This is a genomic window from Cohnella hashimotonis, assembly GCF_030014955.1.
GTDB classification, from domain to species: Bacteria; Bacillota; Bacilli; order Paenibacillales; family Paenibacillaceae; genus Cohnella; species Cohnella hashimotonis.
On the sequence record NZ_JAGRPV010000001.1, the window covers coordinates 1,956,428 to 1,982,916 of the forward strand.

Genomic DNA, 26,489 nt, shown 5'->3' on the forward strand with positions numbered 1-26,489 from the left:
ATCGGCCGCATCTGGCGGCAAGACGTCTTCGGAGGGATTGAATATTATGCAAGCAAAATGGGAAAAAATAGAGAAGAACCTTGGCGTTCTGGAGGTCGAGATCGACGAGGCGAAGGTCGCCGAGGCGCTTGACAAGGCCTTTAAGAAAGTCGTTCAAAAAGTAAACGTACCCGGCTTCCGCAAAGGCAAAGTACCGCGCGGCATCTTCGAATCCCGCTTCGGCATCGAGAGCCTGTACCAGGACGCGATCGATATTCTGCTGCCAGGCGCGTACAGCGAAGCCGTCGAACAGACGGGCATCGTGCCGGTAGACCGTCCCGACGTGGACGTCGAGCAGTTCGGCAAGGGACAGTCCTTCATTTTCAAAGCCAAAGTTACCGTTAAGCCCGAAGTGACGCTGGGCGAGTACAAGGGCCTCGAAGCTCCTGCCGCGGAGACCGAAGTCAAAGAAGAAGAAATCAATGCCGAACTCGAGCGCCTGCAGAACCGCCATGCCGAGCTCGTCGTCGTCGACGAAGGCCCCGCGCAAAACGGCGACACCACGATCATCGACTTCGAAGGCTTCCTGGACGGCGAGCCGTTCGAAGGCGGCAAGGGCGAGCGCTATTCGCTCGAACTCGGTTCCGGCTCCTTCATTCCGGGCTTCGAAGAGCAAGTTGTCGGCCTGAACATTGCCGAGGACAAGGAAATCAACGTCACGTTCCCGGAGAACTACCAAGCCGAGAACCTTGCCGGCAAGGATGTCGTGTTCAAGGTGAAGCTGCACGAGATCAAGCGCAAGAACCTGCCTGCCCTGGACGACGAGTTCGCGAAGGACGTCAGCGAGTTCGACACGTTCGACGAATACAAAGCGGACCTGACGAGCAAGCTGAAGGAGCGCAAGGAAAAAGAAGCCGAAGCAGCCAAGGAAAACGCCTTGATCGACAAGGCAGCCGAAGGCGCCGAGCTTGAGATCCCGGCTGCGATGATCGAGTCCGAGATCGACAGCATGCTGAAGGATTTCGAGAGCCGTCTGCGCATGCAAGGCATGACGCTGGACCTGTACTACCAATTCAGCGGCCAGGACGAGGAAGCGCTGAAGGGCCAGATGCGCGTCGACGCCGAGAAGCGCGTCCGCAACAACCTGGTGCTCGAAGCGATCGCGAACGCGGAGAACCTCGAGATCTCCGAGGACGAGCTGTCCGCGGAGCTGGACAACCTGTCCAAGATGTACAACCGTTCTGCCGACGAGCTGCGCACGATTTTCGGCTCCAACGGTTACATCGACACGCTGAACGCCGACCTCAAGGTCCGCAAGGCCGTCAAGTTCCTGCTGGAGAACAGCAAGAGCGCATAATCGCCGCAGGTCCGACGCATCGTCGGCCTCCGGTTCATAATCATGAGGCACGTGATCTTCGCGTGCCTCATTTTTAACCCTACATATGCTCCGAATATACGCGAAGCAAGCGGCTTTTTCGCCGACATGACATTCGGGTATGAACATGTTAGAATATTACCGAATCGCGAAGTCCATTTCAGAAAAGAGGTTGGCGCGTATGGCATTGGTCCCTATGGTCGTTGAACAGACTAACCGCGGAGAGCGGTCTTATGACATCTACTCGCGGTTGCTAAAGGACAGAATCATATTTCTAGGCAGTGCGATTGATGACGATGTCGCCAATCTCATCATGGCCCAGCTGTTGTTCCTCGCCGCAGAAGACCCGGAGAAGGACATCCATCTTTATATCAATTCCCCTGGCGGTTCGGTTACGGCCGGCATGGGTATTTACGATACGATGCAGTACATCAAGCCTCCGGTGAGCACGATCTGCGTCGGCATGGCCGCGAGCATGGGATCTCTGCTGCTGACGGCGGGCGCTCCCGGCAAGCGCTTCGCGCTTCCGAACAGCGAGATCATGATCCACCAGCCGCTCGGCGGCGTGCGGGGGCAGGCTTCCGATATCAAGATTCACGCCGATTGGATCGTCAAGACCAAGGAGAAGCTGAACAAGATCTATGTAGACCGGACCGGACAGCCGTACGAGAAGATCGAGCGGGATACCGACCGCGATAACTTCATGAGCGCCGATGAAGCGCAGGCTTACGGGCTGATCGACAAGGTCATCTCTTCTCCGACCAACGTATAAGGAGTGATTCCATGTTTAAGTTCAACGACGAGAAGGGCCAGCTGAAGTGTTCCTTCTGCGGCAAGTCGCAGGATCAGGTTCGCAAGCTGGTAGCCGGACCGGGCGTCTATATATGCGACGAGTGCATCGAGCTGTGCACGGAGATCGTCGAGGAGGAGCTCGGACACGAGGAAGAGCTCGATCTCAAGGATATTCCGAAGCCGATCGAGATTCGCAATATTCTAGACCAGTACGTCATCGGCCAGGAGCAAGCAAAAAAATCGCTGTCCGTCGCCGTTTATAATCACTACAAGCGGATTAACTCGCAAAGCAAGATCGAGGACGTCGAATTGCAGAAGAGCAACATCATGCTCGTCGGCCCTACGGGCTCGGGCAAGACGCTGCTCGCGCAGACGATGGCCAAAATTTTGAACGTGCCGTTTGCGATCGCCGACGCCACTTCCCTGACGGAAGCCGGCTACGTAGGCGAAGACGTCGAGAACATTTTGCTCAAGCTGATTCAAGCTGCGGACTACGACGTAGAAAAGGCCGAACGCGGCATTATCTATATCGATGAGATCGACAAAGTGGCTCGCAAGTCCGAGAACCCGTCGATCACTCGCGACGTGTCCGGCGAAGGCGTCCAGCAGGCGCTGCTGAAGATTCTCGAGGGCACCGTCGCCTCCGTGCCTCCGCAGGGCGGACGCAAGCACCCGCACCAGGAGTTCATCCAGATCGATACGACGAACATTCTCTTCCTGTGCGGCGGCGCATTCGACGGCCTCGAGCAGATCATCAAGCGCCGCATCGGCAAGAAGGTCATCGGCTTCAGCGCGGCCCTCGAAGGTCAGAAGGAGCTCAAGCCCGGCGAATATTTGTCCCTCGTTCAACCGGAGGATCTGCTGAAGTTCGGCCTGATCCCCGAGTTCGTCGGCCGTTTGCCGGTCATCTCCTCGCTCGAGCCGCTTGACGAAGCCGCGCTGGTGCGCATTCTGTCCGAGCCGAAGAACGCGCTGGTCAAGCAATACCAGAAGCTCCTCGAGATGGACAACGTCAAGCTCGATTTCGAGCAAGGCGCGCTCGAAGAGATCGCCCGCGAAGCGATCAAGCGCAACACGGGCGCCCGCGGCCTGCGTGCCATCATCGAAGGCATTATGCTTGAAGTGATGTACGAGGTGCCGTCCCGCGACGACGTCAATTCTTGTGTCATCACGGAGAAGGTCGTGCGCGACAAGATCGCGCCCGAGCTGACGAACAAGAAAACCAAGAAAAAAGAAGAGAGCGCATAAAGCGCCTCTATTCCGCTCAAGTTCCACCCCGCCCCCTCGCGTATGCCGTGCGGAGGCGGGGTGGACTTATGCCTTTACGGGGTGAACTGAACCATGTATTTGCGTACGGATACCGTGCCGGTCCGCGTCGGCAATCTGACGATCGGCGGCAACAATCAAGTCGTGCTGCAGAGCATGTGCACGACGAAGACGGCGGACGTCGCGGCCACGGTGGCCGAGATCAAGCGTCTTGAGGAAGCCGGCTGCCAGATCGTCCGCGTGACGGTGAACAACAAGGAAGCGGCAGCCGCCATCAAGGAGATCAAGAAGCAGATCAGCATTCCGCTCGTCGCCGACATTCACTTCGACTACAGGCTGGCGCTGCTGGCGATCGAGAACGGCATCGACAAGGTCCGGATCAACCCGGGCAACATCGGCCGCCGCGAGAAGGTCGAGGCCGTCGTCAAGGCGTGCAAGGAGCGGGGGATCCCGATCCGGATCGGCGTCAACGCCGGCTCGCTCGAGAATCATTTGCTGGAGAAGTACGGCTACCCGACAGCCGAGGCGATGGTCGAGAGCGCGTTGTTTCATATCGGCATTCTCGAAGAACTGGATTTCCACGATATTATCGTTTCTCTTAAGGCATCCGACGTTCCGATGGCGATCGAGGCTTATACCAAGGCGGCCCAGGTCATTAAATATCCGCTTCATCTGGGCATTACCGAAGCGGGCACGCTGTTCTCGGGCACGGTCAAGAGCGCGGCGGGGCTCGGCGTTCTGCTGAGCGCCGGCATCGGCAACACGATGCGTATCTCGCTCAGCGCAGATCCGGTCGAGGAGATTAAGGTAGCGCGCGAGCTGCTTAAGACCTTCGGTCTGATCACGGACGCGCCGACGCTGATTTCCTGTCCGACATGCGGGCGTCTGGACATCGATCTGTTCTCCGTCGCCAATGAGGTCGAGGAGTATTTGTCCAAGCTTAAGGTGCCGATCAAGGTATCCGTGCTCGGCTGTGCGGTCAACGGTCCGGGGGAAGCGCGCGAGGCCGATATCGGCATTGCGGGCGCCCGCGGCGAGGGCATGCTGTTCCGTTACGGCGAGATGATCCGCAAGGTCCCCGAGGCCGAGCTCGTAGGCGAGCTTAAGAAGGAAATCGACCATATCGCGGCCGTATATGCCGAGACGGGCGAGATTCCGGGCCGCAAACAGCATGCGCCGAAGCCTGGCGTCGCTGCCGGTACCGTCACCCTTTAAGGACGATTGGCCATGATTTGCGCATGAACGCTGCTGCCAGCCAGAGACGAGGGAGCCCCGCTTGCTTTTTGCGGGGCTTTTTTTGCATGCTGCTGACGATGTAAGCCGTTGCCAATCGATTCGGACGGTTTTGGGTAAAAAGGAGTAAGACATACCCTTCGACTTAAGTTTCGAAAAGGAGGAATGCGACATCATGAGTGAAGCGTCGATCGAAAGCATGTCATCCTGCATCGAAGACTGCCTGGCCTGCGTAATTGCGTGCAACGATTGCTACAGCGCATGTCTGGAGGAACCCGATATCGCTAAAATGCGTGATTGCATCCGTCTCGATCGGGAATGCGCGGACCTGTGCGCATTTACCGCGCAAGCGTTGACGATAGGCAGCAGCTATCGCGCGGAGCTCGTGCTGCTATGCGCGGAGGCTTGCCAACGCTGCGGCGAGGCTTGTGCCAAGCATGATCATGCCCATTGCAGGCGTTGTGCCGAAGCTTGCTTCAAATGCGCGGCGTCCTGCATCGGCCTGGCGCAAGAGCTTAGCATCCGCCAACGGGAAGCCTCGGGCGTATAAACTGCCATCCTCATCCTCGCATGACTATATCCGCCTACAACCGGGCAATACTAAGAATTATGCTGCCAGCTTGCCGGTTGGACGGACGTGGGAATCCACGACGCTAGTAGAGAGGATGAGGTTATATGGCACTGGGCACCGTTTTGATGCTCGTACAGGTGTTTTTCGCCGTCGTAATCGGGATTTACTTTTGGAATCTGCTTCGCAATCAGAAAACGAACAAGACAGCCGTCGATCGGGAGTCGCGCAAGGAGATGGATAAGCTGCGCAAGCTGAGATCCATCTCGCTGACGAAGCCGCTCTCCGAAAAGACGCGCCCCGTCTCGATGAACGATATCGTCGGGCAGCGCGAGGGATTGCGCGCGCTCAAGGCCGCGCTGTGCAGCGGCAATCCGCAGCACGTGATCGTGTACGGGCCTCCGGGCGTGGGCAAGACGGCCGCCGCGCGCGTCGTGCTAGAAGAGGCCAAGAAAAATCCTTCGTCGCCGTTCAGGCTCGAAGCGAAGTTCACGGAGATCGATGCGACGACCGCCCGCTTCGACGAGCGAGGCATTGCCGATCCATTGATCGGCTCTGTACACGATCCGATCTATCAGGGCGCAGGCGCCATGGGCGTAGCGGGCATTCCGCAGCCCAAGCCGGGCGCGGTCACCAAGGCTCACGGCGGCATTCTGTTCATCGACGAGATCGGCGAGCTGCATCCGATCCAGATCAACAAGCTGCTCAAGGTGCTCGAAGACCGCAAGGTGTTCCTCGAGAGCGCCTATTATCATGCGGAGGATCCGAATATTCCGCTCTATATCCATGACATCTTCCAGAACGGGCTGCCTGCCGACTTCAGGCTCGTCGGCGCGACGACAAGGTCGCCGAGCGAGCTGCCGCCCGCGCTGCGCAGCCGCTGCATGGAGATTTACTTCCGACCGCTGCTGCCGTCAGAGATCGGCGAGATCGCCCAGAACGCGGTCGCGAAGATCGGGCTGCCGGCCGATCCGGAAGCCGTCGAAGTCGTCAAGCATTATGCGACTAACGGCCGTGAAGCCGTGAATATGATCCAGCTGGCGGCGGGGCTTGCGCTGTCGGAGAATCGTCAGCGCATCTCGGCTGCCGACCTCGAATGGGTCGTCAACAGCAGCCAGCTGCCGCCGCGCCCGGACCGCAAGGTGCCCGACAAGCCTGCGGTAGGTTTCGTGAACGGCCTCGCGGTGTTCGGGCCGAGCATGGGCACGCTGCTTGAGATCGAAGTGACGGCCATCCCTGCGCTGCCGGGCAAAGGCGTCTATACAATCACCGGCGTCGTCGAGGAGGAAGAGATCGGAGGCGGGCAGCGCACGCTGCGGCGCAAGAGCATGGCTAAGGGCTCGGTCGAGAACGTGCTGACCGTGCTGCGCTCCTTTAATCTCAGGCCGGAAAATTACGACCTCCACATCAACTTCCCGGGCGGCACGCCGATCGACGGACCTTCGGCAGGGATTGCGATGGCTGTGGCGATCGCGTCGGCAATCACCGGCCAGCCGATCGACAACAAGCTTGCGCTCACCGGCGAGATCAGCATCCACGGACGCGTGAAGCCGGTCGGCGGCGTGCTTGCGAAGGTCGAGGCGGCCTTCCAGTCCGGCGCGGATACGGTGCTTATCCCGAAGGAAAACTGGCAGGCGATTTTCGAAGGTCTGCAAGGCGTCACAGTCGTTCCGGTCGAAACGGTGGAGGAAGTGTTCGTGCGCGTGTTCGGACCGGCGCCGCTCCGTCTTCCGGGCGAGCTCGAAGCCGCGGATCGGCCGATTCCGGCCGACGGCTATGCTGCCGCGCCTCTGTCGATCCTTCATGCCGGTTCGCCCGCGTCCGCGAACACGCAGGAGAGCGTGCGCGCGCCCCATCATGGAGACAGCCGTCCCGCACCAGGGGCAGGCGTCTAAGCCGCAATTCCGACTGCCGGTATAAGCGCCGTCCTTCGGGGCGGCGCCGCTCGTTTTTGCGGCGCGCAATTTCTTTTGATACAATAACTGAAGGGTTTGCCGCCGGCTACTGGCTACCCTAACCATACCGGGCCACGCCGATATCGGCTAGGCTTGAGGAGGTGCCGTCCTTATGGCTTCTAACAAGACGAAGAGCCGTTCACTGCCTTTGCTCCCTCTACGCGGGCTGCTCGTCTACCCCAGCATGGTGCTGCATCTGGACGTAGGCCGCGAGAAGTCGATCAAGGCGCTAGAGCAATGCATGATCGACGACCACATGATCCTGCTCTGCTCCCAGTCGGAGATCAATATCGAAGAACCGACGCAGGAGGACATTTACCGCGTGGGCACCATTGCCAAGGTCCGGCAGATGTTGAAGCTGCCGAACGGCACGATCCGCGTGCTGGTCGAAGGCGTCGTCCGCGCGGAGATCGAGCAATATTTGCCCAATGACGGCTTCTATGAAGTTGTCGCCCGGGAGCTCCCGGAGCCGGATTCGAACGATTCCGAACTGGATGCGCTCATGCGCGCGGTATTAAGCCAGTTTGAGCACTATATCAATCTCTCAAAGAAGGTCACGCCGGAGACGCTCGCCGCCGTATCCGACATCGACGAGCCTGGCCGCCTGGCCGACGTCATTACCAGCCATCTGTCGCTTAAGATCAAGGACAAGCAGGAGATTCTCGAGACGGTCGAAGTGCGCAGCCGTCTGGAGAAGCTGCTCGATTTCCTGAACAACGAACGCGAGGTGCTGGAGCTCGAACGCAAGATCAGCCAGCGCGTCAAGAAGCAGATGGAGAAGACGCAAAAGGAATACTATCTGCGCGAGCAAATGAAGGCGATCCAGAAGGAGCTCGGCGAGAAGGAAGGCCGGGCGGGCGAAGTCGAGGAGCTGCGGAACCAGCTTGAGGAGAAGAAGCTCCCCGAGAAGATCGCCGCCAAGGTGGAAAAGGAAATCGATCGCCTCGAAAAGATGCCGGCGTCGTCCGCGGAAGGCGCCGTCATCCGCAATTATATCGAGTGGCTGCTTGCTCTGCCGTGGAATAACTTCACGGAAGACCACCTGGATCTCTCGAAGGCCGAGCAGATCCTCGACGACGCGCATTCCGGCCTTGAAAAGCCGAAAGAACGCGTGCTCGAATATCTCGCCGTTCAGCAGCTCGTGAAGAAGCTGAAGGGACCGATTCTCTGCCTCGTAGGCCCGCCCGGCGTCGGCAAGACGTCGCTCGGCCGCTCAATCGCGGCTTCTCTCGGCCGCGAATTCGTGCGCATCTCGCTCGGCGGCGTACGCGACGAAGCCGAGATCCGCGGCCATCGGCGCACATACGTCGGCGCGATGCCCGGCCGCATCATTCAGGGGATGCGCACCGCAGGCTCGATGAACCCGGTCTTCCTGCTCGACGAGATCGACAAGATGGCGAGCGACTTCCGCGGCGATCCGTCGTCCGCGATGCTCGAGGTGCTCGATCCGGAGCAGAACGCGACGTTCAGCGATCACTACATCGAGACGCCGTTCGACCTGTCCAACGTCATGTTCGTGACGACGGCCAACGTCGCTCACCAGATTCCGCGTCCGCTGCTCGACCGGATGGAGGTCCTCTACATTCCGGGCTATACCGAGCTCGAGAAGCTGGAGATCGCCAAGCATCACCTGCTGCCGAAGCAGAAGCGCGATCACGGTCTCGAGGAGGATCAGCTTCAGATCGACGAAGAAGTACTGATGCAGCTCGTGCGCGGCTACACGCGCGAATCTGGCGTGCGCAACCTGGAGCAGCAGCTCGCCGCGATCTGCCGCAAGGCGGCCAAGATCATCGTCGGCGATTCGGAGGTCAAGTCCGTCGTGGTAGACGCCGCGAAGCTCAAGGAGTTTCTGGGCCCCTCCAAGTTCCGCTACGGGATGGCGGAGCTGGAGGACCAGATCGGCGCCGTTACGGGCCTGGCCTGGACGGAGGTGGGCGGGGATACGCTCGTCATCGAGGTGACGGTAATGCCCGGCTCGGGCAAGCTGACGCTGACCGGCAAGCTGGGCGACGTCATGAAGGAATCCGCGCAGGCCGCGTTCAGCTATACGCGCAGCCGGTCGATCGCCCTTGGCATCGATCCTCAGTTCCACGAGAAAAACGATATTCACATTCATATTCCCGAAGGCGCGATTCCGAAGGACGGACCGTCGGCCGGCATTACGATCGCCACGGCGTTGATCTCGGCGCTTACGAACCGGCCGGTCAACCGCGAGGTCGCCATGACGGGCGAGATCACGCTCCGCGGACGCGTGCTGCCGATCGGCGGCCTGAAGGAAAAGTCGCTCGCCGCCCACCGGGCCGGCATCAAGACGGTGCTGCTGCCCAAGGACAACGAGCGAGACCTTCGCGACATTCCGGACAGCGTGCGCAGCGAGATGACATTTATCCCGGTGGCGCATATGGACGAGGTGCTTGAGCACGCAATGGCGACCAAGCTTAGCGATCTGCCTAGCGGAGACGAGCCGATCACGGCCGAAGTAGCGATGTCGCGCGAAGGCGATAGGGAAGAGCTTCCCCCGATGGGGACGCATTGACGGGAGTGTACCGCTTCATATGAAGATCAAGTCCAGCGAATTTATTATCAGCGCAGTAGGACCCAAGCAATATCCCGTTGACGGCTTGCCGGAGATCGCTCTGGCAGGCCGTTCCAACGTCGGCAAGTCTTCGCTGATCAACCGCCTGCTGCTCCGGCGCAATCTGGCCCGTACGAGCTCGCAGCCCGGCAAGACGCAGCAATTGAATTATTATAAGATCAATGACGAAATGTACTTCGTGGACGTGCCGGGCTACGGTTATGCAAAAGTGTCCAAGTCCGAGCGCGAGGCGTGGGGCCGCATGATCGAAAATTATTTGCGTCAGCGGGAGGAACTTAAACTCGTGATCCAGCTGATCGACCTGCGCCATCCGCCTACCGCGCTAGACATTTCCATGTACGAGTGGCTGTCCCACTACGGCATTCCGCTATGCGTCGTCGGCACCAAAGCCGACAAGCTATCGCGCAATCAGGTGGCCAAGCACGGGCGTATCATGCGGGAGACGCTAGGCATGCCGAAGGGGGCGCCGCTCGTTTTGTTTTCATCGGAGACCGGAGAGGGTAGAGATGATTTATGGCGCATTATCGCCCACGCCGCTGATATTCCCACTGCTTCCCCTCCTGAATCGCAGCATGAACGGCAGGAAACCGAGGATAACGGTTAATTATGCGGTCCAATGCCGGGAGGAATCGATTTTTACGGCTTTTTTCGGCTAAATCGGGTTTTGTTGAGAAGATAAGATCGAGCCGAGTGTCGTATAATTAAAAAGGCAAGGAATCATCACCTTCGTGAACAAAATGGAATTGAGGAGATTTTTATGGCTAAGCGGGTAGCCACAGAGTATGTAAACGCCAGTCTGACATTGACAGAAGCCGAGATGCGAAGCTTAACCTCCCTGTGCGGAACGCAGCAGCTGCGCCAGCAGATTTTCGTGCTGGAGAACGGCAACCAAGAAATGGTTCTAGAAGACGAAGCTGGCGGCGAGACGATCCGCTTGACGTTCGAGCGTCGCGGCGGCCGCTACCGTTGCTCTTTATCCTGCAGAGTCGTCCAGCCCGGTCTTACCGACGCGCTGCGCAAGATGGTGTCCTCGTTCAAGGGGGATGCCGTCGTCAACCGTATTTATCCCGGTTTTACGATGGTTTATCATTACTTAGGCGGCAAGGTCGTGCGTATCGTCGAGTGCAAGGGCGACGCCATCCGCACCGTTTTCGAGCACGAGAGCGCTTTGTCGGCGATGGAGTCCCGTTACAAGCTGTGCGCGGTCGAAGAAGAGATTGCGATCGTACGCGGCGCCGTCAACGAACTGCTCGATCTGCGCAACGCCCTTACGGACGCAGACCGCATCGCGGAGATCGACGAGCGGCTGAGGCATCACAGCCGATTGCTGTTCGCGCTTGAAGCTTAATCTACCTATACGAATCCAGTGAGGAACCTGCCTTAGTCCAAGGCGGGTTTTTTATTATGACGGGCGTGCATGTACGAGGGCTCCTTTTCGTGATATTTTGCTTAAAAAAGTAGTTGCAATTCAACCCGATAGATGTTATTTTTAGTTTCGTTGACAAAACAATAGGAACCAGGATTCACTCAGGAATGGAATGCGATTGTTTTGCAGATTCCCTCGAGAAGTGAATGACGTAGGTCCTAGCGGATGAAATCAGCTTCACATTTTATTCCTAGGAAGGGGGAACCGAACAGTGGAATACTCTACTTTCGGACGGCACGTTGCGGTTGATACCTGGGGGGTCGATTTCGATCTTCTGAACAGCGCTGAACTTCTCCAATCGCACATGGTGGAGGCAGCCGAAGCTTGCGGAGCAACCGTTCTCTCGGTTCAAGCCAAACAATTCGAGCCGCAAGGCGCGACGGTTCTCGTTATGCTGTCGGAGAGCCATCTCTCCATTCACACGTATCCTGAGCGGGGTTTTGCCGCAATCGATTGCTACACCTGCGGCGAGACGGTCGATCCGCAGCTCGCGATCGACTACATGGTTAGTGTACTTAAGCCAAAGAACACATACGCCAAGAAGCTGATTCGCGGCGTCGGCGAGATGCAGGTCGAAGAGCCTGCTATCAAACAAGCCGAACTGGTGTAAGAGTAGTAGAGCCTACAGACGATGATGCATGTTAGCCATGGGGCCGCGTCCCCATGGCTTTTTAAATGCGATTTGCGGCAAATCGGCCGCCGAGAATAGAATGCGGTTCCGACGACGACAATAGGAAGAAACGGAATCGACTGGTTGTCGCAAAATATTCATCAAATCTTCAGGGCCGGCACGCCCGGCTATGCTATAATGAATGCTAGTTGGCGGGCAAGCCGGACGCGCTTTGCTTCGCATGAACGGCATCCAGACTCAGGAAAAGGCAGGTGAAGTCCCGTGCATCTTATAGTCGTCGGTTTGAATTACAAAACGGCACCGGTAGAAGTCCGGGAACGCTTCGCGATTCCGGACGAGGAACTGCCGCTGGCACTGGACGCGCTGAAGGCGACGACGGGCATTTTGGAGTGCGTCATCGTCGCCACCTGCAACCGCACCGAATTGTATGCTGTCGTCGATCGCCATACGCTGTGCGGGCATTATATTCGCGCTTTTATGGAGCAATGGTTCAACCTGCCCCGCGAGATGTTCAACCGTCATCTCTATATGTACGAGGACGACCTCGCGAACCGTCATCTGTTCCGCGTTGCCTGCGGTCTCGATTCGATGGTCATCGGCGAGACGCAGATTCTCGGACAGGTCCGCGACGCCTTCTTCCTCGCACGCGAGCGCAAAACGACCGGTACGTTGTTTAATCGTCTTTTCCAGCAGGCGATTACGGTCGCCAAGCGCGCGCATACCGAGACGTCGATCGGCGAGAGCGCCGTATCCGTCAGCTATGCGGCCGTGGAGCTCGGCAAGCGGATTTTCGGCCGCTTCGACGACAAAAAGGTGATGATTCTGGGCGCGGGCAAGATGAGCGAGCTTACGGCCCAGCATCTGACCGCAGGCGGGGCCAAGGAAGTGTTCGTCGTCAACCGCACGTTGTCGCGCGCAGAAGAGCTCGCGGACAAGATGGGCGGCAAGGCGATGGGGATGGACGAGGCGTTGCGCCGGATCGACGAAGCCGATATCGTCATCAGCAGCACCGGGGCGCAGCGGTTCGTGCTGGAGCGGGACGTCGTCGCACGCGCGATGAAGAGCCGCAAGAAGAGACCGCTGTTCCTGATCGATATCGCGGTTCCGAGAGACATCGATCCCGCATGCGGCGAGCTGCCCGGCGTTTACCTGTACGATATCGACGATCTCGAAGGCATCGTGGAGAACAATCTGGAGAAGCGCAGGCAGGAGACGGCTGCGATCGACGTCATGATCGACGCCGAGATGGAGTCTTACCGGCAGTGGTACGCGACGCTCGGCGTCAGCCCGCTGATCCGCGGCCTTCAGGAGAAGGCCGCGGCGATCCATGAAGAGACGCTGGACAGCCTGTTGCGCAAGCTTCCGGAGCTCGACGAGCGGCAGGTCAAGGTTATTCGCAAGCTGAGCAAGAGCATGCTGACGCAGATGATCCACGACCCGATCCTGCGGGTCAAGGAGCTGGCTGCGGAGAAGCGCAGCGAAGCTTCGCTGGATCTGTTCGTCCAGCTCTTTGCGCTCGAGGAGGAAGTCGCGCGCCTCAAGAACGAGGCGAAGGAGGCGGAGAAGGCGCGCACGGCCGGGCAAGCTGCTGCAGCGGGACCCGACAAGCAAGCCGCCTCCGCGGAGCCTCAGTCATTCCTGGCTCAGCTGGCCGGCGCGCTTCGCTGACCGGATCGCCGGCCTGGCCGGATTCGAGAGAAGCCGGAGGCGGTGCTGCATGTTAACGAACAATTGGCTGACGGATGCCATTATGTATATTTACGCCCTGAGTCTGCTGTTTTTCGTGTCGGACGCCGCCTACGGCAACCGAAACGGGAAACGGATCGGCACAGGGCTGCTTGTTTTTGTCTGGGTGCTGCAGACGGGCTTTCTCGTCGATTTGCTCCTTCGCCGCTTTGCGGTTCCCGATGTGACGCTGCACGATTACGTTTTTTTCGTATCGTGGCTGCTCGTCTCCGTGTCGTTCGCCGTGAATCGGATCGTCCGCGCCGAGCTGCTCGTCCTGCTCGTCAACGTCGTCGGGTTTGCAATACTCGGTCTTAATCTGATGGAGCGTTCCGGGCGGGAGATCGCCTTGGCCCCGTCGGAGGTGGCGAGGCGGCTGCTCGTGCTCCATGTGAGCCTGATTACCGTCGCCTTCGCCCTCCTTACCGTTTCCGCCGTGTGCGGCGCCATGTACCTTTTTCTAAACTACAGGTTAAAGAAGAAGAAGTGGGGCAGCGTGATGAACCGCATGCCAAGCCTCGAAGCGATCGACAAGTATGCGTTCAGATCGGGCTTGTTCGGCGTGCCCCTGCTGCTGCTCGCGTTGTCGACGGGAACGGCCGCTTTGCTCGTCGACGGTCATAATGCCAAGCTGCTTGACGAGAAAGTGCTTTTGTCTTTTGTCGCCGGCGCGGTTTATATAGTCTATCTGCTGCGCCGATGGATCGGAAGAGACGACGCCAGGCGATGCGCGATATGGAACTTGATCGGCTACATTCTGCTCGTTTTAGATTTTTTTGCGAATTCGCTATCGTCCTTTCATCGTTGGTTATAGAAAGGAGATTACGGCATGCAGCGCTATTATCCGATCATGTTATCCTTAGAGCATAGCCGATGCGTCGTAGTTGGCGGCGGCGCACTCGGCGAGCGCAGAACCGGCGGACTGCTGGAGGCGGGAGCGGAAGTCTTGCTCGTCTGCCCCGAGATCGTCTCGGCACGCCTGCGAGAATGGAAGGAAGCGGGGGCGATCCGTCACTTGCCGAAACCGTTCTCGCCGGACGATCTCACGGGCGCCGCGCTCGTCGTCGCGGCGACCGGCGCCGATGAGTTGAACGGCTGGATTTGCGACGAAGCGAAGCGTCGGGGCATCCCGGCGAACTCGGCTTCTGACGGCTCGCGGGGAAGCTTCATCGTGCCGGCCGTGGTCCGCAGAGGCGGATTGCTCTTGACCGTAAGCACCTCTGGCGCGGGACCGGCATGGTCGGCACGCATCGCAGGCGAGCTCAAGGCGCGATACGGGCCCGAGTATGCCGAGTTGACAAAGCGGCTTGGAGACGTGCGGCTGCGCGTGCTGGCGGAGGTTGACGAGGCATCCGAACGACGCAGGCTTATGCACGCGGCCGTTACGGATCAAGCTGTCGAGACTTGGTTATCGATGACTGAGCTGCCCGACACGGAAGCGCTAGTCGCGATGCTGCGCTGTTGGGCCGACGAAGCCTAACGATACTGACCGATTTCGACCGATGGAGGGCTCGCAGCGTTTGGGTCGGATGCCGGAATATGAGACAATAGGAATCAATTACAGCTTATTAGCCCAGATCATGTCCGATTTGAAAAGAAATACCGAGGAGTGTTACAGCGAATGCGCAAGATCAAGGTTGGAACAAGACAAAGCGCGCTGGCGATGACGCAGAGCGGACAAACGCTCGATGCGCTCAAGGCCATGGCCGCAGAGGCAGGGCTGCCGCTTGACTTCGAGGTCGTGCCGATCGTCACGCGGGGTGACCGGATTTTGGACGTGACGCTGTCCAAGGTTGGAGGCAAAGGCCTGTTTGTCAAAGAGATCGAAGAAGCGCTGCTTGGCGGCGAGATCGATATTGCAATCCACAGCATGAAGGATATGCCTTTCGAGCTGCCCGCGGGCCTCGTGATCGGATGCGTGCCGCAGCGCGAGGACCCGCGTGACGCGCTTGTGAATTTGACCTCCAGCACGCTGTCGGATCTGCCGCCGGGCGCCAGAATCGGCACGAGCAGCCTTCGCCGGTCCGCGCAGCTGCAGTCCCGGCGCCCCGATTTTCGAATCGAATCGCTCCGCGGCAATATCGATACTCGTCTTCGCAAGCTGGAATCCGAAGGGCTTGATGCGATCGTGTTGGCGGCGGCCGGCTTGAAGCGGATGGGGTGGAGCGACCGCATTACGACCTATATCGAGCCGGAGGATTGCCTGCCTGCCGTCGGACAAGGCGCGCTTGCCATTGAATGCCGGGCGTCGGACGAAGAGGTGCTGGCGCTGCTGGCAAGGCTGAACGATACAGCTGCCGAGCGCGCGGTAGCTGCCGAGCGCACATTTTTGGGATTGCTGAACGGCGGCTGTCAGGTGCCGATCGGCGCTTACGCGACCGCCGAGTCGGCGGCGCCCGATGCGGTCGTCTCCATGACGGGCATGGTCGCGGCACCCGACGGCAGACTCGTATTAAAAGCCTCGGCTTCCGGCAGCGATCCGGTCGAGGTCGGACGCCGTGTGGCGGAGGAGCTGCTGGCCAAGGGCGCGGATGCCTTGCTCGCGGAAGCGAGGGAATAGCGATGGCGCAGGGGAAAGTATATCTAATTGGCGCCGGGCCGGGAGATCCGAAGCTGATCACGGTGCGCGGACTGCGCGCGCTTCAACGCTGCGACGTCGTCGTTTACGATCGCTTGGCCGGTCCCCAGCTGCTGCAGGAGACGCGGCCCGGAACGGAGCGCATCTATGTCGGCAAGCGTCCGGACCGCCATACGATGAAGCAGGAGGAGATTAACCGGCTGCTGCTCGATCTGGCGCTCTCGGGCAAGGTCGTTTGCAGGCTCAAGGGCGGCGATCCGACCGTATTCGGACGCGTGGGCGAAGAGGCCGAGCTTCTCCGTCAGCATGAGGTGCCCTTTGAGATCGTTCCCGGCATTACGTCAGCGATCGCGGTGCCGGCCTATGCCGGCATCCCGGTGACCCACCGGGATCTGGCCTCGTCCTTTTCGATCGTGACCGGCCACGAGAGCCCGGACAAGCTGGACCGCATGATTCAATGGGATAAAGTAACAAATGCTACAGGTACGCTGCTATTTCTGATGGGCGTCGCCAAGATCGGCTATATTAGCGAACAGCTGATGAAGTTCGGTCGTTCGGCGGAGACGCCAGTGGCGCTTGTCCGCTGGGGCACGCGCGCGGAACAGGAGACGTTGACCGGTACGCTGGGCGACATCGAGCAAAAAGTGCGCGAGGCGGGCTTCCAGCCGCCGGCGGTCATCGTCGTCGGCGATGTCGTGCGGCAGCGCGAAAAATTAAAATGGATCGAAGCGAAGCCGCTGTTCGGCTGGCGCGTGCTCGTCACGCGGGCGCGTGCGCAAGCAAGCGAACTGGCCGAGCGGATCGACGACCTCGGCGGAGAGCCGTACGTTTTTCCCGTGATCGACACGGTCAAGCAGTCGAATCCGGACGAAACCCGGCGGATCGAAGCGGCGCTGAGGGATGCAGAGCGCTTTGACTGGGTCATGGTGACGAGCGCGGCTGGAGTCGAGTACTTTTTCTCCTGGCTGGCTGAAGCGCGCGTCGATATCCGCCGGTTTGCGCGGGCGCGCTTTGCCGCGGTCGGTCCGAAAACAGCCGAGGCGCTGGCGGCTCGCGGCGTCGTTGCGGACGTGATTCCTTCCGATTTCCAGGCCGAAGGCTTGCTCGACAGCTTGGCGGACAAGCTGGAGCCGGGTCAGCGGGCGCTGCTGCCAAGGGGCGACCTCGCTCGCGGCTTGCTGCCGGCAGAGCTCGCTAAAGCCGGTGTCGAAGCCGTAGAGCTCGACGTGTACGAAAACCGGCTAGTCGTTCATGAGGACGACACGATCGTCGAAATGCTGCAAGCCGGCGAGATCCACGCAGTGACTTTTACGAGCTCGTCGACGGTGGTCAACCTGCTCGAAGCACTGCGTCGGCTTGGCGCCGAGCGTCCGGTCGACCTGCTGCAGGGCTGCGTGATCGCTTGTATCGGACCGATTACCGCACGCACGGCGGAAACGCATGGTCTGCGCGTGACGCTGACGGCCGAACAATCGACGATCGAAGGCTTGCTGGCGGCGATGCTGAACCATCGCGGCGGCAACGAAATTCATTAAAGAAAGGTTCTGAAATGGAATGAATACTTCTATTGTGCGCCATCGAAGGCTCCGGCGGACAGCAGGCATCCGCAATCTGGTCAGGGAGACGCATCTGCACGTGTACGATCTGATCATGCCGATCTTTGTCGCTCATGGCGACAACGTCAAGACGGAAATTTCCTCCATGCCGGGCGTCTTTAATTTGTCGCTCGACCGTTTGGACGCGGAGATTGAAGAGATTGTGTCCCTGGGCATCCAGGCCGTCCTGCTGTTCGGCATACCGGCATCCAAGGACAGCGTCGGTACGGGCGCATATGCGGAAGACGGCATTGTGCAGCAGGCCACGCGCAGGATTAAAAAGCTGGCGCCGGATCTGGTCGTGATCGCGGATACTTGTCTGTGCGAGTTTACGGATCACGGGCACTGCGGCGTCGTACACGAAGGAGACTGCGGCGCGGTCGTGGACAACGACGAGTCGCTGGCGCTGCTGGTACGCACGGCCGTGTCCCAGGCGCAAGCGGGGGCTGACATTATCGCACCGTCGAATATGATGGACGGCTTCGTCGGCGCAATCCGGCAGGGGCTCGACGAGGCGGGGTTCGAGGACCTTCCGATTATGTCCTATGCGGTCAAATATTCCTCGGCCTATTACGGTCCGTTCCGCGAAGCCGCCCAGTCCGCGCCGAAGTTCGGCGACCGCAAGACGTACCAGATGGACTCCGCGAACGCGCGCGAGGCGCTCAGAGAAGCCGAGACGGACGTTCGCGAGGGAGCGGACATGCTGATGGTCAAGCCGGGGCTCGCGTATCTTGACATCGTGCGGCTGCTGAAGGAGCGCTACGATCTCCCGCTCGTCGTGTACAACGTGAGCGCCGAATATGCGATGGTGAAGGCTGCAGCGATGCAAGGCTGGATCGACGAGCGCGCGATCGTGCTGGAGACGCTGACCGGCATGAAACGTGCGGGCGCTGATTTGATTATTACGTATCATGCGAAGGACGCCGTGCGGTGGATGAACGGTCAGTAAAACGGTTGTGGGAGCTAGGCTTGGGTGGCATAGCGGCAAAAAGTGCCGCTAATGTGCACGGCGAGCGGTCGCGGAAGGTCATAGCGGCAAAAAGTGCCGCTAATGTGCGCGGCGAGCCGGTCGTGAGCGTCATAGCGGCAAAAAGTGCCGCTAATGTGCGTGGCGAGCCGGTCGTGAGCCTCATAGCGGCAAAAAGTGCCGCTAATGTGCGCGGCGAGCCGGTCGTGAGCCTCATAGCGGCAAAAAGTGCCGCTAATGTGCGTGGCGAGCCGGTCGTGAGCGTCATAGCGGCAAAAAGTGCCGCTAATATGCGTGGCGAGCCGGCCGTGAGCGGTCATAGCGGCAAAAAGTGCCGCTAATGTGCACGGCTAGCCGGTCGTGAGCGTCATAGCGGCAAAAAGTGCCGCTAATGTGCGCGGCGAGCCGGCCGTGAGCGGTCATAGCGGCAAAAAGTGCCGCTAATGTGCACGGCTAGCCGGTCGTGAGCGTCATAGCGGCAAAAAGTGCCGCTAATGTGCGCGGCGAGCCGGCCGTGAGCGGTCTTAGCGGCAAAAAGTGCCGCTAATGTGCGTGGCGAGCCGGCCGTGAGCGGTCTTAGCGGCAAAAAGTGCCGCTAATGTGCCCGGCGAGTGGGTCGCGGAAGGTCATAGCGGCAAAAAGTGCCGCTAATGTGCTTGGCGAGCCAGACGGCTTAGCCAGGATTAGCGGCACACCGCGCTTCAGCCCCGCAGCTTGGTCAAGTTAAGGGTGTACTGGTTCAACCCGAAGGCGAGCACGCCTTTGGCTTCGAGCTCTCGGAGCACCTCGGACAATACTTGCTTGGATACGCCGGCCATTTGCGAGAGCTCGTCGTAGTTGAGCGCGAGATGGATGCGGATGAAGATGCCGTCGCGCTTCCCGTGCTGGTTGGCGAGATTGATGAGGTTTTTCAGCACGCGCGTACGGTCGTCCAGGAAGGTGAGGTCGTTCACATGCTCGTTCGTTTGCCTGAGCCGCCGGCTTAATTCGGCAAGGATGCACTTGGTGATATCGAAGTGCGATTCCAGCAGCCGCATAAAATCGTCGCTCGCGATCTCCAGCACGAGCGACGGCTCGAGCGTGCGGGCGGATGCAGACCGCGGCAGCCCGTCGAGCAGGGCGAGTTCGCCGAAGCTGTCGCCTCCGGCTACGACGGACAATACCTTTTCGTCGCCGCCGGCGCTGCGCGTGAACAGCTTGATCGATCCGCTAAGCACGACGTAGAAGACGTTGCCCGGATCTTTTTCCTGGAAGAGGATGCTGCCCGCGGATATGCTGCGCCGCCTCGCGATGCGCGATATATGTTCAAGCTGCGAATCGCTGAGTTTGTCGAATAAAGACACCTTTTTCAGCCATTGAATCATGATGGAGCCCCCATTGCCGCGCATTTGTTGATTCAGTTTACCATAGACTTTTCCATTCCAGATAGCAGAGGTGTGCAAAAATGAGCGAATCGCGCCAAATCCGCTCGGACGCTAAGTCCAAAGCCGCATTCGAGCGGGCCAAAAGATCTATCCCCGGCGGCGTTAACAGCCCTGTCCGCGCGTTCAAGTCCGTTGGCTTGACGCCAGTCGTCATCGATCGCGGCCAAGGCAGCCGGATTACCGATATTGACGGTCAGAGCTACATCGACTACGTGTTGTCCTGGGGCCCGCTGATCGCCGGTCATGCCCATCCGGAAGTGGTCGAAGCGATCAAGCGGACTGCGGAAAAAGGAACGAGCTTCGGTGCGCCGACCGAGCTGGAGACGGAAATGGCAGAACTGGTTTGCGCCCGCGTGCCGTCAATCGAGGTCGTCCGCATGGTCAACTCGGGCACCGAGGCGACGATGAGCGCCATTCGGCTGGCACGCGGTTATACCGGCCGCAGCCGGATTTTGAAGTTCGAGGGCTCGTATCATGGCCACGCCGACAGCCTTCTGATCAAGGCGGGCTCCGGCGTAGCGACACTTGGACTGCCGGATAGCCCTGGCGTGCCGGAGAGCATCGCCTCTCATACGATTACGGTTCCGTACAACGATCTCGATTCGGTCAAGCTCGCATTCGAGCGATACGGCGAGGAGATCGCTGCGGTTATCGTGGAGCCTGTTGCCGGCAACATGGGCGTCGTCCCTCCGCTTCCCGGTTTTCTGCAGGGCTTGCGGGACGTAACGAAGCGGCATGGCAGCCTGCTCATTTTCGATGAGGTCATGACTGGCTTCCGCGTACACTTGAACTGCGCACAAGGATTGTATGGCATCACGCCAGATCTGACTTGCCTCGGCAAGGTCATCGGCGGCGGTCTTCCGGTCGGCGCCTATGGCGGCCGGCGAGAAATAATGGAGCGGATGGCGCCGGTCGGACCGATCTATCAGGCGGGAACGCTGTCGGGCAACCCGCTCGCTATGGCGGCGGGGCTTGCCACGCTCAAGCTGCTGGATACGTCCGCTTATCAGCGTTTGGAGCGTCTTGCGATGCGCCTGCAAGCGGGCCTCGACGCCAATGCGCGCGAATTCGGCATCGAAATGACGATCAACCGGGTCGGCTCGATGGTTTGCCCATTTCTGACGGGCAAGCAGGTCGTCAACTTCGAGACGGCGAAGCAGTCCAACACGGAGCGATTCCGGACGCTGTTCGGCAGAATGCTCGATTTGGGCGTCAACCTGCCGCCTTCCCAGTTCGAGGGCTGGTTCCTGTCCATCGCCCATAGCGAGGACGACATCGACGAGACGATCGCGGCCCATCGCGCTGCGCTTAGCAAGTTTTAAGCCGGATGCCACCAAAGTCCGTAGGCATGCCCACCTTTTTAGAGCATATAGATAGATAGGGAGTGAAGCCTGCCTCCGGGCGGTTCGGGCTGCGGATGATCCAGAGCATGCGGGAAAAGAGGCTTGAACCGGCCTCTCCGCGTCTGCGCCGGAGATCTTGGAATCGCGTGTCGGGCATTCGGCAGTTGCTGACCGTAGTGGCGGAGCAGTCGGTGCTGCCGGGGAGGCGGGGACTCTATGCCGAGAGGGGGAGACCTGTCGTGACGGAATCGTCGAACGGATTGAGATTCGATATTTATGAACGGGTGCAGCTGGCCAGCGACGCCTTGTCCATCGACACGCTCGAAGAGATCGAGCTGTCGCCGCACATCGAGGCGTTGGAACAGGAAGATAGCGTGCTGCTTAGGGGATATTTGTTGCTGAGCGGTACTTACCGGGCGATCGGCGAAACGGAGGCGGCCGGCACGCTGGAGCATCGCATCCCGGTCGAAATTTCTTTGCCGCAGAGCCGCGTGCGCCAATTGGAGGAGCTGGACGTCGAGATCGACCACTTCGACGTCGATCTGCTCACCGAGCGCTCGCTGAACGTGACGGGCGTATTAGGCTTGCGGGGCGTGCAGACAGAAGTCCGCGAAGCGCCGGTATGGCGCGAGGACGAGTTCACGGTCGCGCACGACGCGCCGGAGCTGATATCGGCACCGGAGGCGGAGCGGCGCGACGAAGTCAGCCAAGCCTTGGCGCTGCCGCCGCTTGGCACTGCCGCATTCGAACCGGCGAAGGAAGCCGGGGAGATCGATTATGGCAGAGCGCAGGAAACCGGACGGACGGACATCCCGTTTTCCGCCGGAAGTCAGCCTCAAGCGCCCGTCTATTCGCAGCCGGGGCCGGTTTATTTGCCGCCTGCCTGGACGGACCCGAACGCCGTTCAGGAAGCGGCCGCTTCGCCGGTCTGGTACGAGCAGCAGCGAGCGCGCGCCGAAGCGGAGGCGCGCGCTCGCGAAGAGGCGCTGCTCCGGCAGCAAGAGCTCGCCCAGGTCGCCGCCGAGGCATTGGAGCGGCAGCTCGCCGAAGCGACGAGGGCGGAGGCGGAGGCTCGCGCCGCCGAGGAAGCACGCGCGTTTGAACTGGCGGAGCGGGAAAAAGCCGAGCGTGAAGCGCTTGAGGCGTCTGCGTTGGCGGAACGCAACAGGCAGCTGGCGGAAGAACGCGACAGGCGGGAAGAGGCCGAAGCCTGGGAACGGCTGCTCGCCTATCAGCGTCTTGAGGAGGAGCCGGCGGAGTTCATCGAGCCAGCCGAGACCGTTCCTCCGAAGTCCGAAGCCCCTAGCTATCCGCAGGTGTTTGAGACGAACATCTCTGCACCGCCCCTGTGGCCGGGCGTGGAGAGCGACGCTGGTGCGCAAGATCAGACGGAAGCGGCCGAAGCCGACGATACGTCCAAGACCGAACAACGCCAGCCTGACCCGACCGGACCGAAGCTGGGATTGTCCAGCAAGGGATCGGGCGGAGCGGAGTCGTCTTTTGGCGTCGGCATCCTTTCTCAGCTGGGAGACAAAGGAGCGATCCGCGAGGCCGGTCTGAAGGCGGCCGAAGAGGCGAGGCTGGCCGCGCCGCCCGAGACGCCGCAAAACCGTGCCACAGGGGACGAGATCGAGTGGACGCGTCTCTTTCTCGCCAAAGATGCCGGCCAATCGTTTCGCAAGGTGAAAATGGTCATCGTGCAGCGGGAGGATACGCTCGACGGCATCGCGGGCAAGTACCAGCTCCAGTCCCGCGAGCTTCAGCTGTACAACAGGCTTCCCGATCCGCATCTGGCGGAAGGGCAAGTGCTCTATATCCCTTAAGCTATCAGCAGCTCGCCCTGCGGCCGCAACGGCCGCGGGCGTTTTTTGCGTTCCGCCGCCGATCTGCTCTCGTCCCTCCGGGGTCCCGCGCCTCCGGGTCCCCGACGCTGCCGCGGCAGGTTGACTGCATGTAGCCGTACGGGTATGATAGGGAAATAAGACATGGATAGGGATCAGTAAGCAGTCGTACCCTTCAGAGAGCGGAACCGCTGCCTTGCAGCGCTGCGAGGTTCCGCAGGAAGTAAGCTGCCGAAGTCGCCCTGGAGTTTCCCGTTCGAACCGAGCACGCCGTAGAACGGGACGGCCGCAGCCGTTATCTTGCGTTCGAGAGCCGCATGTCGTCCGAATGGAAGATGCGGAATGAAGGTGGTACCACGGAAGTTCAACCTTTCGTCCTTTGCGGCGGGAGGTTTTTGCTTTTTTTCGGGGTCTCGCCCTGAATCCGAGCGCGCTTCGGCAGCGCCGTCCCCGTGCGAACGGGGGGCGCGAAGAGCCGAAGGCGGATCGCCAATCGTCTGATCCACGTCCCTGGAGGTTGTGAACTTAATGAGCGACATCAATCAAAGCAAATCCCTTGAGCTGCCGACGACGTACGACCCGACCGGCGCCGAACAAAAATGGTACGAGGCCTGGCTTGAAGGCGGATATTTCAAAGCCGGATTGAGACCGGAAGCGCCCAAATACACGATCGTCATCCCGCCGCCCAACGTGACGGGCATGCTGCATATCGGCCATGCGCTCGATCTGACGCTGCAGGACATCCTGATCCGCTTCAAGCGGATGCAGGGCTTCGACGCGCTTTGGGTGCCGGGAACGGACCATGCGGGCATCGCCACGCAGACGAAGGTCGAGAGCACGCTTCGCGAGGAAGGCCTGTCCCGCTACGATCTCGGACGCGAGAAGTTCCTCGAGCGCGTTTGGGACTGGAAGGAGCAATATGCCGGTTCGATCCGCAAGCAGTGGTCGAAGATGGGGCTCAGCCTGGATTATTCCCGCGAGCGCTTCACGCTCGACGAAGGCTTGTCCAAGGCGGTTCGAGAGGTGTTCAAGCGCCTCTACGACAAGGGGCTTATCTATCGGGGCAAGCGCATCATCAACTGGGATCCGGCCGCCAAGACCGCGCTATCCGACATTGAAGTCGAATACAAAGAAGTGAACGGACATTTGTATCATCTGCAGTATCCGCTGTCCGACGGCAGCGGGCATCTGACGGTCGCGACGACGCGTCCCGAGACGATGCTCGGCGATACGGCGGTAGCCGTGCACCCCGAGGACGAACGCTACAAGCACTTGATCGGCAAGACGCTCCGGCTGCCGATCATCGGCCGCGAGATTCCGGTCATCGGCGATGAGTACGTCGACAAGGACTTCGGCAGCGGCGCGGTCAAGATCACGCCGGCTCACGATCCCAACGACTTCGAGGTCGGCGCCCGTCACGATCTGCCGCAGATCATCGTGATGGATGAGAGCGGTCGGATGAACGACCAAGCGGGCCCTTACGAAGGTATGGATCGCGCCGAATGCCGCAAGGCGATCGTCAAGGACCTGCAGGAGCAAGGCGTCCTGATCCGGATCGAAGATCACGTTCACCAGGTCGGCCACAGCGAGCGCAGCGGCGCCGTCGTCGAGCCTTACCTTTCGACGCAGTGGTTCGTCTCCATGAAGCCGCTCGCCGAAGCCGCGATCCATGCGCAGCGCTCCGGCAAGGGAGTCAATTTCGTGCCGGACCGTTTCGAGAAAATTTATCTGCACTGGATCGAGAACGTACGCGACTGGTGTATCTCCCGCCAATTGTGGTGGGGACACCGCATTCCGGCCTGGTACAAGGAAGGCACGGACGAGATTTACGTTGGCACGGAGGCGCCTGAAGGCGATGGCTGGATACAGGACGAAGACGTGCTGGACACATGGTTCAGCTCTGCGCTATGGCCGTTCTCCACGCTCGGCTGGCCGGACAATACCGAGGATCTCAAGCGCTATTATCCGACAGACGTACTCGTTACGGGCTACGACATCATCTACTTCTGGGTTGCCCGGATGATTTTCACCGCACTGGAGTTTACGGGAGAATCGCCGTTCAAGGACGTGCTTATCCACGGTCTCGTGCGCGACGCCGAGGGCCGCAAAATGTCCAAATCGCTCGGCAACGGCGTAGACCCGTTCGAGGTCATCGAGAAGTACGGCGCCGATGCCATGCGCTACATGCTGTCCACGGGCAACACGCCGGGACAGGATCTTCGTTTCCGCTGGGAGAAGGTCGAGCAGGCGCGCAACTTCGCCAACAAGATCTGGAACGCTTCGCGCTTCGCTTTGATGAATCTTGAAGGCTTCAAGGCCGAGGATATCGATCTGACCGGCAGCCTGTCCACGGCCGACCGTTGGATTTTGCACCGGTTCCACGAGACGGCGCGCGACGTGACGCGGCTTATGGAAACGTACGAATTCGGCGAAACGGGACGGCTGCTGTACAACTTCATCTGGGACGATCTGTGCGATTGGTACATCGAGTTCGCCAAGCTCACGCTGTACGGAGAAGACGCTGCCGCGAAGGCGAGCACGCAATCGGTCATCGCCTACGTCCTGGATCGTACGCTTCGTTTGCTCCATCCGTTCATGCCTTATCTGTCGGAAGAGATCTGGCAGCATCTGCCCCATGAAGCTGGCGAGACGATCACGCTGGCTGCCTGGCCGACCTACGACGCCGCGTTTGACGCGCCGGAAGCGGTCGCCGAGATGGGGCTGCTCATGGACGCGATCCGCGCGGTTCGCAACGTCCGCGCAGAGGTCGGCGTAACGCCGGGCAAAAAGATCGAGCTGCTCGCGAGGCCGACGACTGAAGCGTCCGCAGGCATACTGAAGCGCAACGAAGAGTACTTGAGAAGGTTCTGCAATACGTCGAGCTTGACGCTGGACGCGAGCCTTGCTGCGCCGGAGAAGGCCATGACCGCCATCGTGACGGGCGTCGAGCTGTATCTGCCGATCGCCGGCCTGATCGATATCGGACAGGAGATCGCGCGGCTGACCAAGGAGCTTGCTTCGCTGAACGCCGAAGTCGAGCGCGTGGAGAAGAAGCTGGCGAACGAAGGGTATATCGCGAAGGCGCCGGCCCATGTCGTCGAGCAGGAGCGCGCGAAGGGCGCCGACTATCGCGACAAGCGCGACAAGGTGCTGGCCCGGATCGAAGAGCTTAAAAACTAATGGAGGCGAGCGCAG

At 60.0% G+C, this 26,489-nt stretch carries 20 protein-coding genes and 1 other annotated feature; of the genes, 19 read left to right on the forward strand and 1 reads right to left on the reverse strand.

Annotated elements, in window-relative coordinates; all coding sequences use genetic code 11:
* Nucleotides 1-46: 46 nt before the first annotated feature.
* The 16 genes from tig to hemB all read left to right on the forward strand — a co-directional run bounded on the left by tig (nucleotide 47) and on the right by hemB (nucleotide 18,668).
* Entirely contained in the window at nucleotides 47-1,336 is a 1,290-nt protein-coding gene (tig, locus tag KB449_RS07645) for a trigger factor (protein WP_282907808.1), read from the forward strand.
* A gap of 199 nt (nucleotides 1,337-1,535) precedes the next feature.
* Complete coding sequence (clpP, locus tag KB449_RS07650; protein ID WP_090115565.1) at nucleotides 1,536-2,126, forward strand: ATP-dependent Clp endopeptidase proteolytic subunit ClpP; 591 nt, start codon at nucleotides 1,536-1,538, stop codon at nucleotides 2,124-2,126.
* Nucleotides 2,127-2,137: 11 nt separating this feature from the next.
* Nucleotides 2,138-3,394, forward strand: coding sequence for an ATP-dependent protease ATP-binding subunit ClpX (clpX, locus tag KB449_RS07655; RefSeq protein WP_217597306.1), 1,257 nt, complete (start codon nucleotides 2,138-2,140; stop codon nucleotides 3,392-3,394).
* Nucleotides 3,395-3,487: 93 nt separating this feature from the next.
* Complete coding sequence (ispG, locus tag KB449_RS07660; protein WP_282907809.1) at nucleotides 3,488-4,627, forward strand: flavodoxin-dependent (E)-4-hydroxy-3-methylbut-2-enyl-diphosphate synthase; 1,140 nt, start codon at nucleotides 3,488-3,490, stop codon at nucleotides 4,625-4,627.
* Nucleotides 4,628-4,820: 193 nt separating this feature from the next.
* The gene (locus tag KB449_RS07665; protein WP_282907810.1) at nucleotides 4,821-5,195 is read left to right on the forward strand and encodes a four-helix bundle copper-binding protein; all 375 of its coding nucleotides are present in this window, start codon (nucleotides 4,821-4,823) and stop codon (nucleotides 5,193-5,195) included.
* Between the two features lie 125 nt (nucleotides 5,196-5,320).
* Nucleotides 5,321-7,108: an ATP-dependent protease LonB gene (lonB, locus tag KB449_RS07670; protein WP_282907811.1), complete on the forward strand. Its 1,788-nt coding sequence runs from the start codon at nucleotides 5,321-5,323 to the stop codon at nucleotides 7,106-7,108.
* A gap of 172 nt (nucleotides 7,109-7,280) precedes the next feature.
* A complete protein-coding gene (lon, locus tag KB449_RS07675; protein WP_282907812.1) occupies nucleotides 7,281-9,704 on the forward strand; it encodes an endopeptidase La in 2,424 nt (807 codons plus the stop codon).
* A gap of 19 nt (nucleotides 9,705-9,723) precedes the next feature.
* Nucleotides 9,724-10,368, forward strand: coding sequence for a ribosome biogenesis GTP-binding protein YihA/YsxC (yihA, locus tag KB449_RS07680; protein WP_282907813.1), 645 nt, complete (start codon nucleotides 9,724-9,726; stop codon nucleotides 10,366-10,368).
* 153 nt (nucleotides 10,369-10,521) lie between these two features.
* Complete coding sequence (locus KB449_RS07685; protein WP_282907814.1) at nucleotides 10,522-11,112, forward strand: non-ribosomal peptide synthetase module; 591 nt, start codon at nucleotides 10,522-10,524, stop codon at nucleotides 11,110-11,112.
* 289 nt (nucleotides 11,113-11,401) lie between these two features.
* Nucleotides 11,402-11,800: an adenosylmethionine decarboxylase gene (gene speD, locus KB449_RS07690; protein WP_282907815.1), complete on the forward strand. Its 399-nt coding sequence runs from the start codon at nucleotides 11,402-11,404 to the stop codon at nucleotides 11,798-11,800.
* Between the two features lie 282 nt (nucleotides 11,801-12,082).
* The gene (hemA, locus tag KB449_RS07695; RefSeq protein WP_282907816.1) at nucleotides 12,083-13,489 is read left to right on the forward strand and encodes a glutamyl-tRNA reductase; all 1,407 of its coding nucleotides are present in this window, start codon (nucleotides 12,083-12,085) and stop codon (nucleotides 13,487-13,489) included.
* A gap of 49 nt (nucleotides 13,490-13,538) precedes the next feature.
* Entirely contained in the window at nucleotides 13,539-14,360 is an 822-nt protein-coding gene (locus KB449_RS07700) for a cytochrome C assembly family protein (RefSeq protein ID WP_282907817.1), read from the forward strand.
* 15 nt (nucleotides 14,361-14,375) lie between these two features.
* The gene (locus tag KB449_RS07705) at nucleotides 14,376-15,026 is read left to right on the forward strand and encodes a precorrin-2 dehydrogenase/sirohydrochlorin ferrochelatase family protein (protein ID WP_282907818.1); all 651 of its coding nucleotides are present in this window, start codon (nucleotides 14,376-14,378) and stop codon (nucleotides 15,024-15,026) included.
* Nucleotides 15,027-15,167: 141 nt separating this feature from the next.
* Nucleotides 15,168-16,106: a hydroxymethylbilane synthase gene (hemC, locus tag KB449_RS07710; protein ID WP_282907819.1), complete on the forward strand. Its 939-nt coding sequence runs from the start codon at nucleotides 15,168-15,170 to the stop codon at nucleotides 16,104-16,106.
* Nucleotides 16,107-16,108: 2 nt separating this feature from the next.
* The gene (cobA, locus tag KB449_RS07715) at nucleotides 16,109-17,659 is read left to right on the forward strand and encodes a uroporphyrinogen-III C-methyltransferase (protein ID WP_282907820.1); all 1,551 of its coding nucleotides are present in this window, start codon (nucleotides 16,109-16,111) and stop codon (nucleotides 17,657-17,659) included.
* 19 nt (nucleotides 17,660-17,678) lie between these two features.
* Nucleotides 17,679-18,668, forward strand: a complete 990-nt coding sequence (gene hemB / locus KB449_RS07720) for a porphobilinogen synthase (RefSeq protein ID WP_282907821.1) — start codon at nucleotides 17,679-17,681, stop codon at nucleotides 18,666-18,668.
* A 719-nt stretch (nucleotides 18,669-19,387) separates the two neighbouring features.
* On the opposite strand, the gene KB449_RS07725 is transcribed toward hemB, so the two are convergent.
* Nucleotides 19,388-20,050 carry a Crp/Fnr family transcriptional regulator gene (locus KB449_RS07725; protein WP_282907822.1) on the reverse strand — a complete coding sequence of 221 codons (663 nt, stop codon included), beginning with the start codon at nucleotides 20,048-20,050 and terminating at the stop codon, nucleotides 19,388-19,390.
* An 80-nt stretch (nucleotides 20,051-20,130) separates the two neighbouring features.
* Here KB449_RS07725 and hemL point away from each other — a divergent pair, with 80 nt between their 5' ends.
* The 3 genes from hemL (at nucleotide 20,131) to KB449_RS07740 (ending at nucleotide 26,474) form a co-directional block, all read left to right on the forward strand.
* On the forward strand, nucleotides 20,131-21,432 hold the full coding sequence (hemL, locus tag KB449_RS07730) for a glutamate-1-semialdehyde 2,1-aminomutase (protein WP_282907823.1): 1,302 nt from the start codon (nucleotides 20,131-20,133) through the stop codon (nucleotides 21,430-21,432).
* Nucleotides 21,433-21,599: 167 nt separating this feature from the next.
* On the forward strand, nucleotides 21,600-23,276 hold the full coding sequence (locus KB449_RS36445; RefSeq protein WP_282907824.1) for a LysM peptidoglycan-binding domain-containing protein: 1,677 nt from the start codon (nucleotides 21,600-21,602) through the stop codon (nucleotides 23,274-23,276).
* A 154-nt stretch (nucleotides 23,277-23,430) separates the two neighbouring features.
* Nucleotides 23,431-23,677, forward strand: a binding site (T-box leader).
* Nucleotides 23,678-23,822: 145 nt separating this feature from the next.
* On the forward strand, nucleotides 23,823-26,474 hold the full coding sequence (locus KB449_RS07740) for a valine--tRNA ligase (RefSeq protein WP_282907825.1): 2,652 nt from the start codon (nucleotides 23,823-23,825) through the stop codon (nucleotides 26,472-26,474).
* Nucleotides 26,475-26,489: the final 15 nt, after the last annotated feature.

Coding starts and splice junctions, on each gene's coding strand:
- KB449_RS07740 (WP_282907825.1), top strand. CDS start 23,823: ATGAGCGACATCAATCAAAGCAAATCCCTTGAGCTGCCGACGACGTAC.
- hemB (WP_282907821.1), top strand. CDS start 17,679: ATGAATACTTCTATTGTGCGCCATCGAAGGCTCCGGCGGACAGCAGGC.
- lon (WP_282907812.1), top strand. CDS start 7,281: ATGGCTTCTAACAAGACGAAGAGCCGTTCACTGCCTTTGCTCCCTCTA.
- clpP (WP_090115565.1), top strand. CDS start 1,536: ATGGCATTGGTCCCTATGGTCGTTGAACAGACTAACCGCGGAGAGCGG.
- hemC (WP_282907819.1), top strand. CDS start 15,168: ATGCGCAAGATCAAGGTTGGAACAAGACAAAGCGCGCTGGCGATGACG.
- ispG (WP_282907809.1), top strand. CDS start 3,488: ATGTATTTGCGTACGGATACCGTGCCGGTCCGCGTCGGCAATCTGACG.
- yihA (WP_282907813.1), top strand. CDS start 9,724: ATGAAGATCAAGTCCAGCGAATTTATTATCAGCGCAGTAGGACCCAAG.
- tig (WP_282907808.1), top strand. CDS start 47: ATGCAAGCAAAATGGGAAAAAATAGAGAAGAACCTTGGCGTTCTGGAG.
- cobA (WP_282907820.1), top strand. CDS start 16,109: ATGGCGCAGGGGAAAGTATATCTAATTGGCGCCGGGCCGGGAGATCCG.
- clpX (WP_217597306.1), top strand. CDS start 2,138: ATGTTTAAGTTCAACGACGAGAAGGGCCAGCTGAAGTGTTCCTTCTGC.
- KB449_RS07685 (WP_282907814.1), top strand. CDS start 10,522: ATGGCTAAGCGGGTAGCCACAGAGTATGTAAACGCCAGTCTGACATTG.
- lonB (WP_282907811.1), top strand. CDS start 5,321: ATGGCACTGGGCACCGTTTTGATGCTCGTACAGGTGTTTTTCGCCGTC.
- KB449_RS07725 (WP_282907822.1), bottom strand. CDS start 20,050: ATGATTCAATGGCTGAAAAAGGTGTCTTTATTCGACAAACTCAGCGAT.
- KB449_RS07665 (WP_282907810.1), top strand. CDS start 4,821: ATGAGTGAAGCGTCGATCGAAAGCATGTCATCCTGCATCGAAGACTGC.
- KB449_RS07700 (WP_282907817.1), top strand. CDS start 13,539: ATGTTAACGAACAATTGGCTGACGGATGCCATTATGTATATTTACGCC.
- KB449_RS07705 (WP_282907818.1), top strand. CDS start 14,376: ATGCAGCGCTATTATCCGATCATGTTATCCTTAGAGCATAGCCGATGC.
- hemL (WP_282907823.1), top strand. CDS start 20,131: ATGAGCGAATCGCGCCAAATCCGCTCGGACGCTAAGTCCAAAGCCGCA.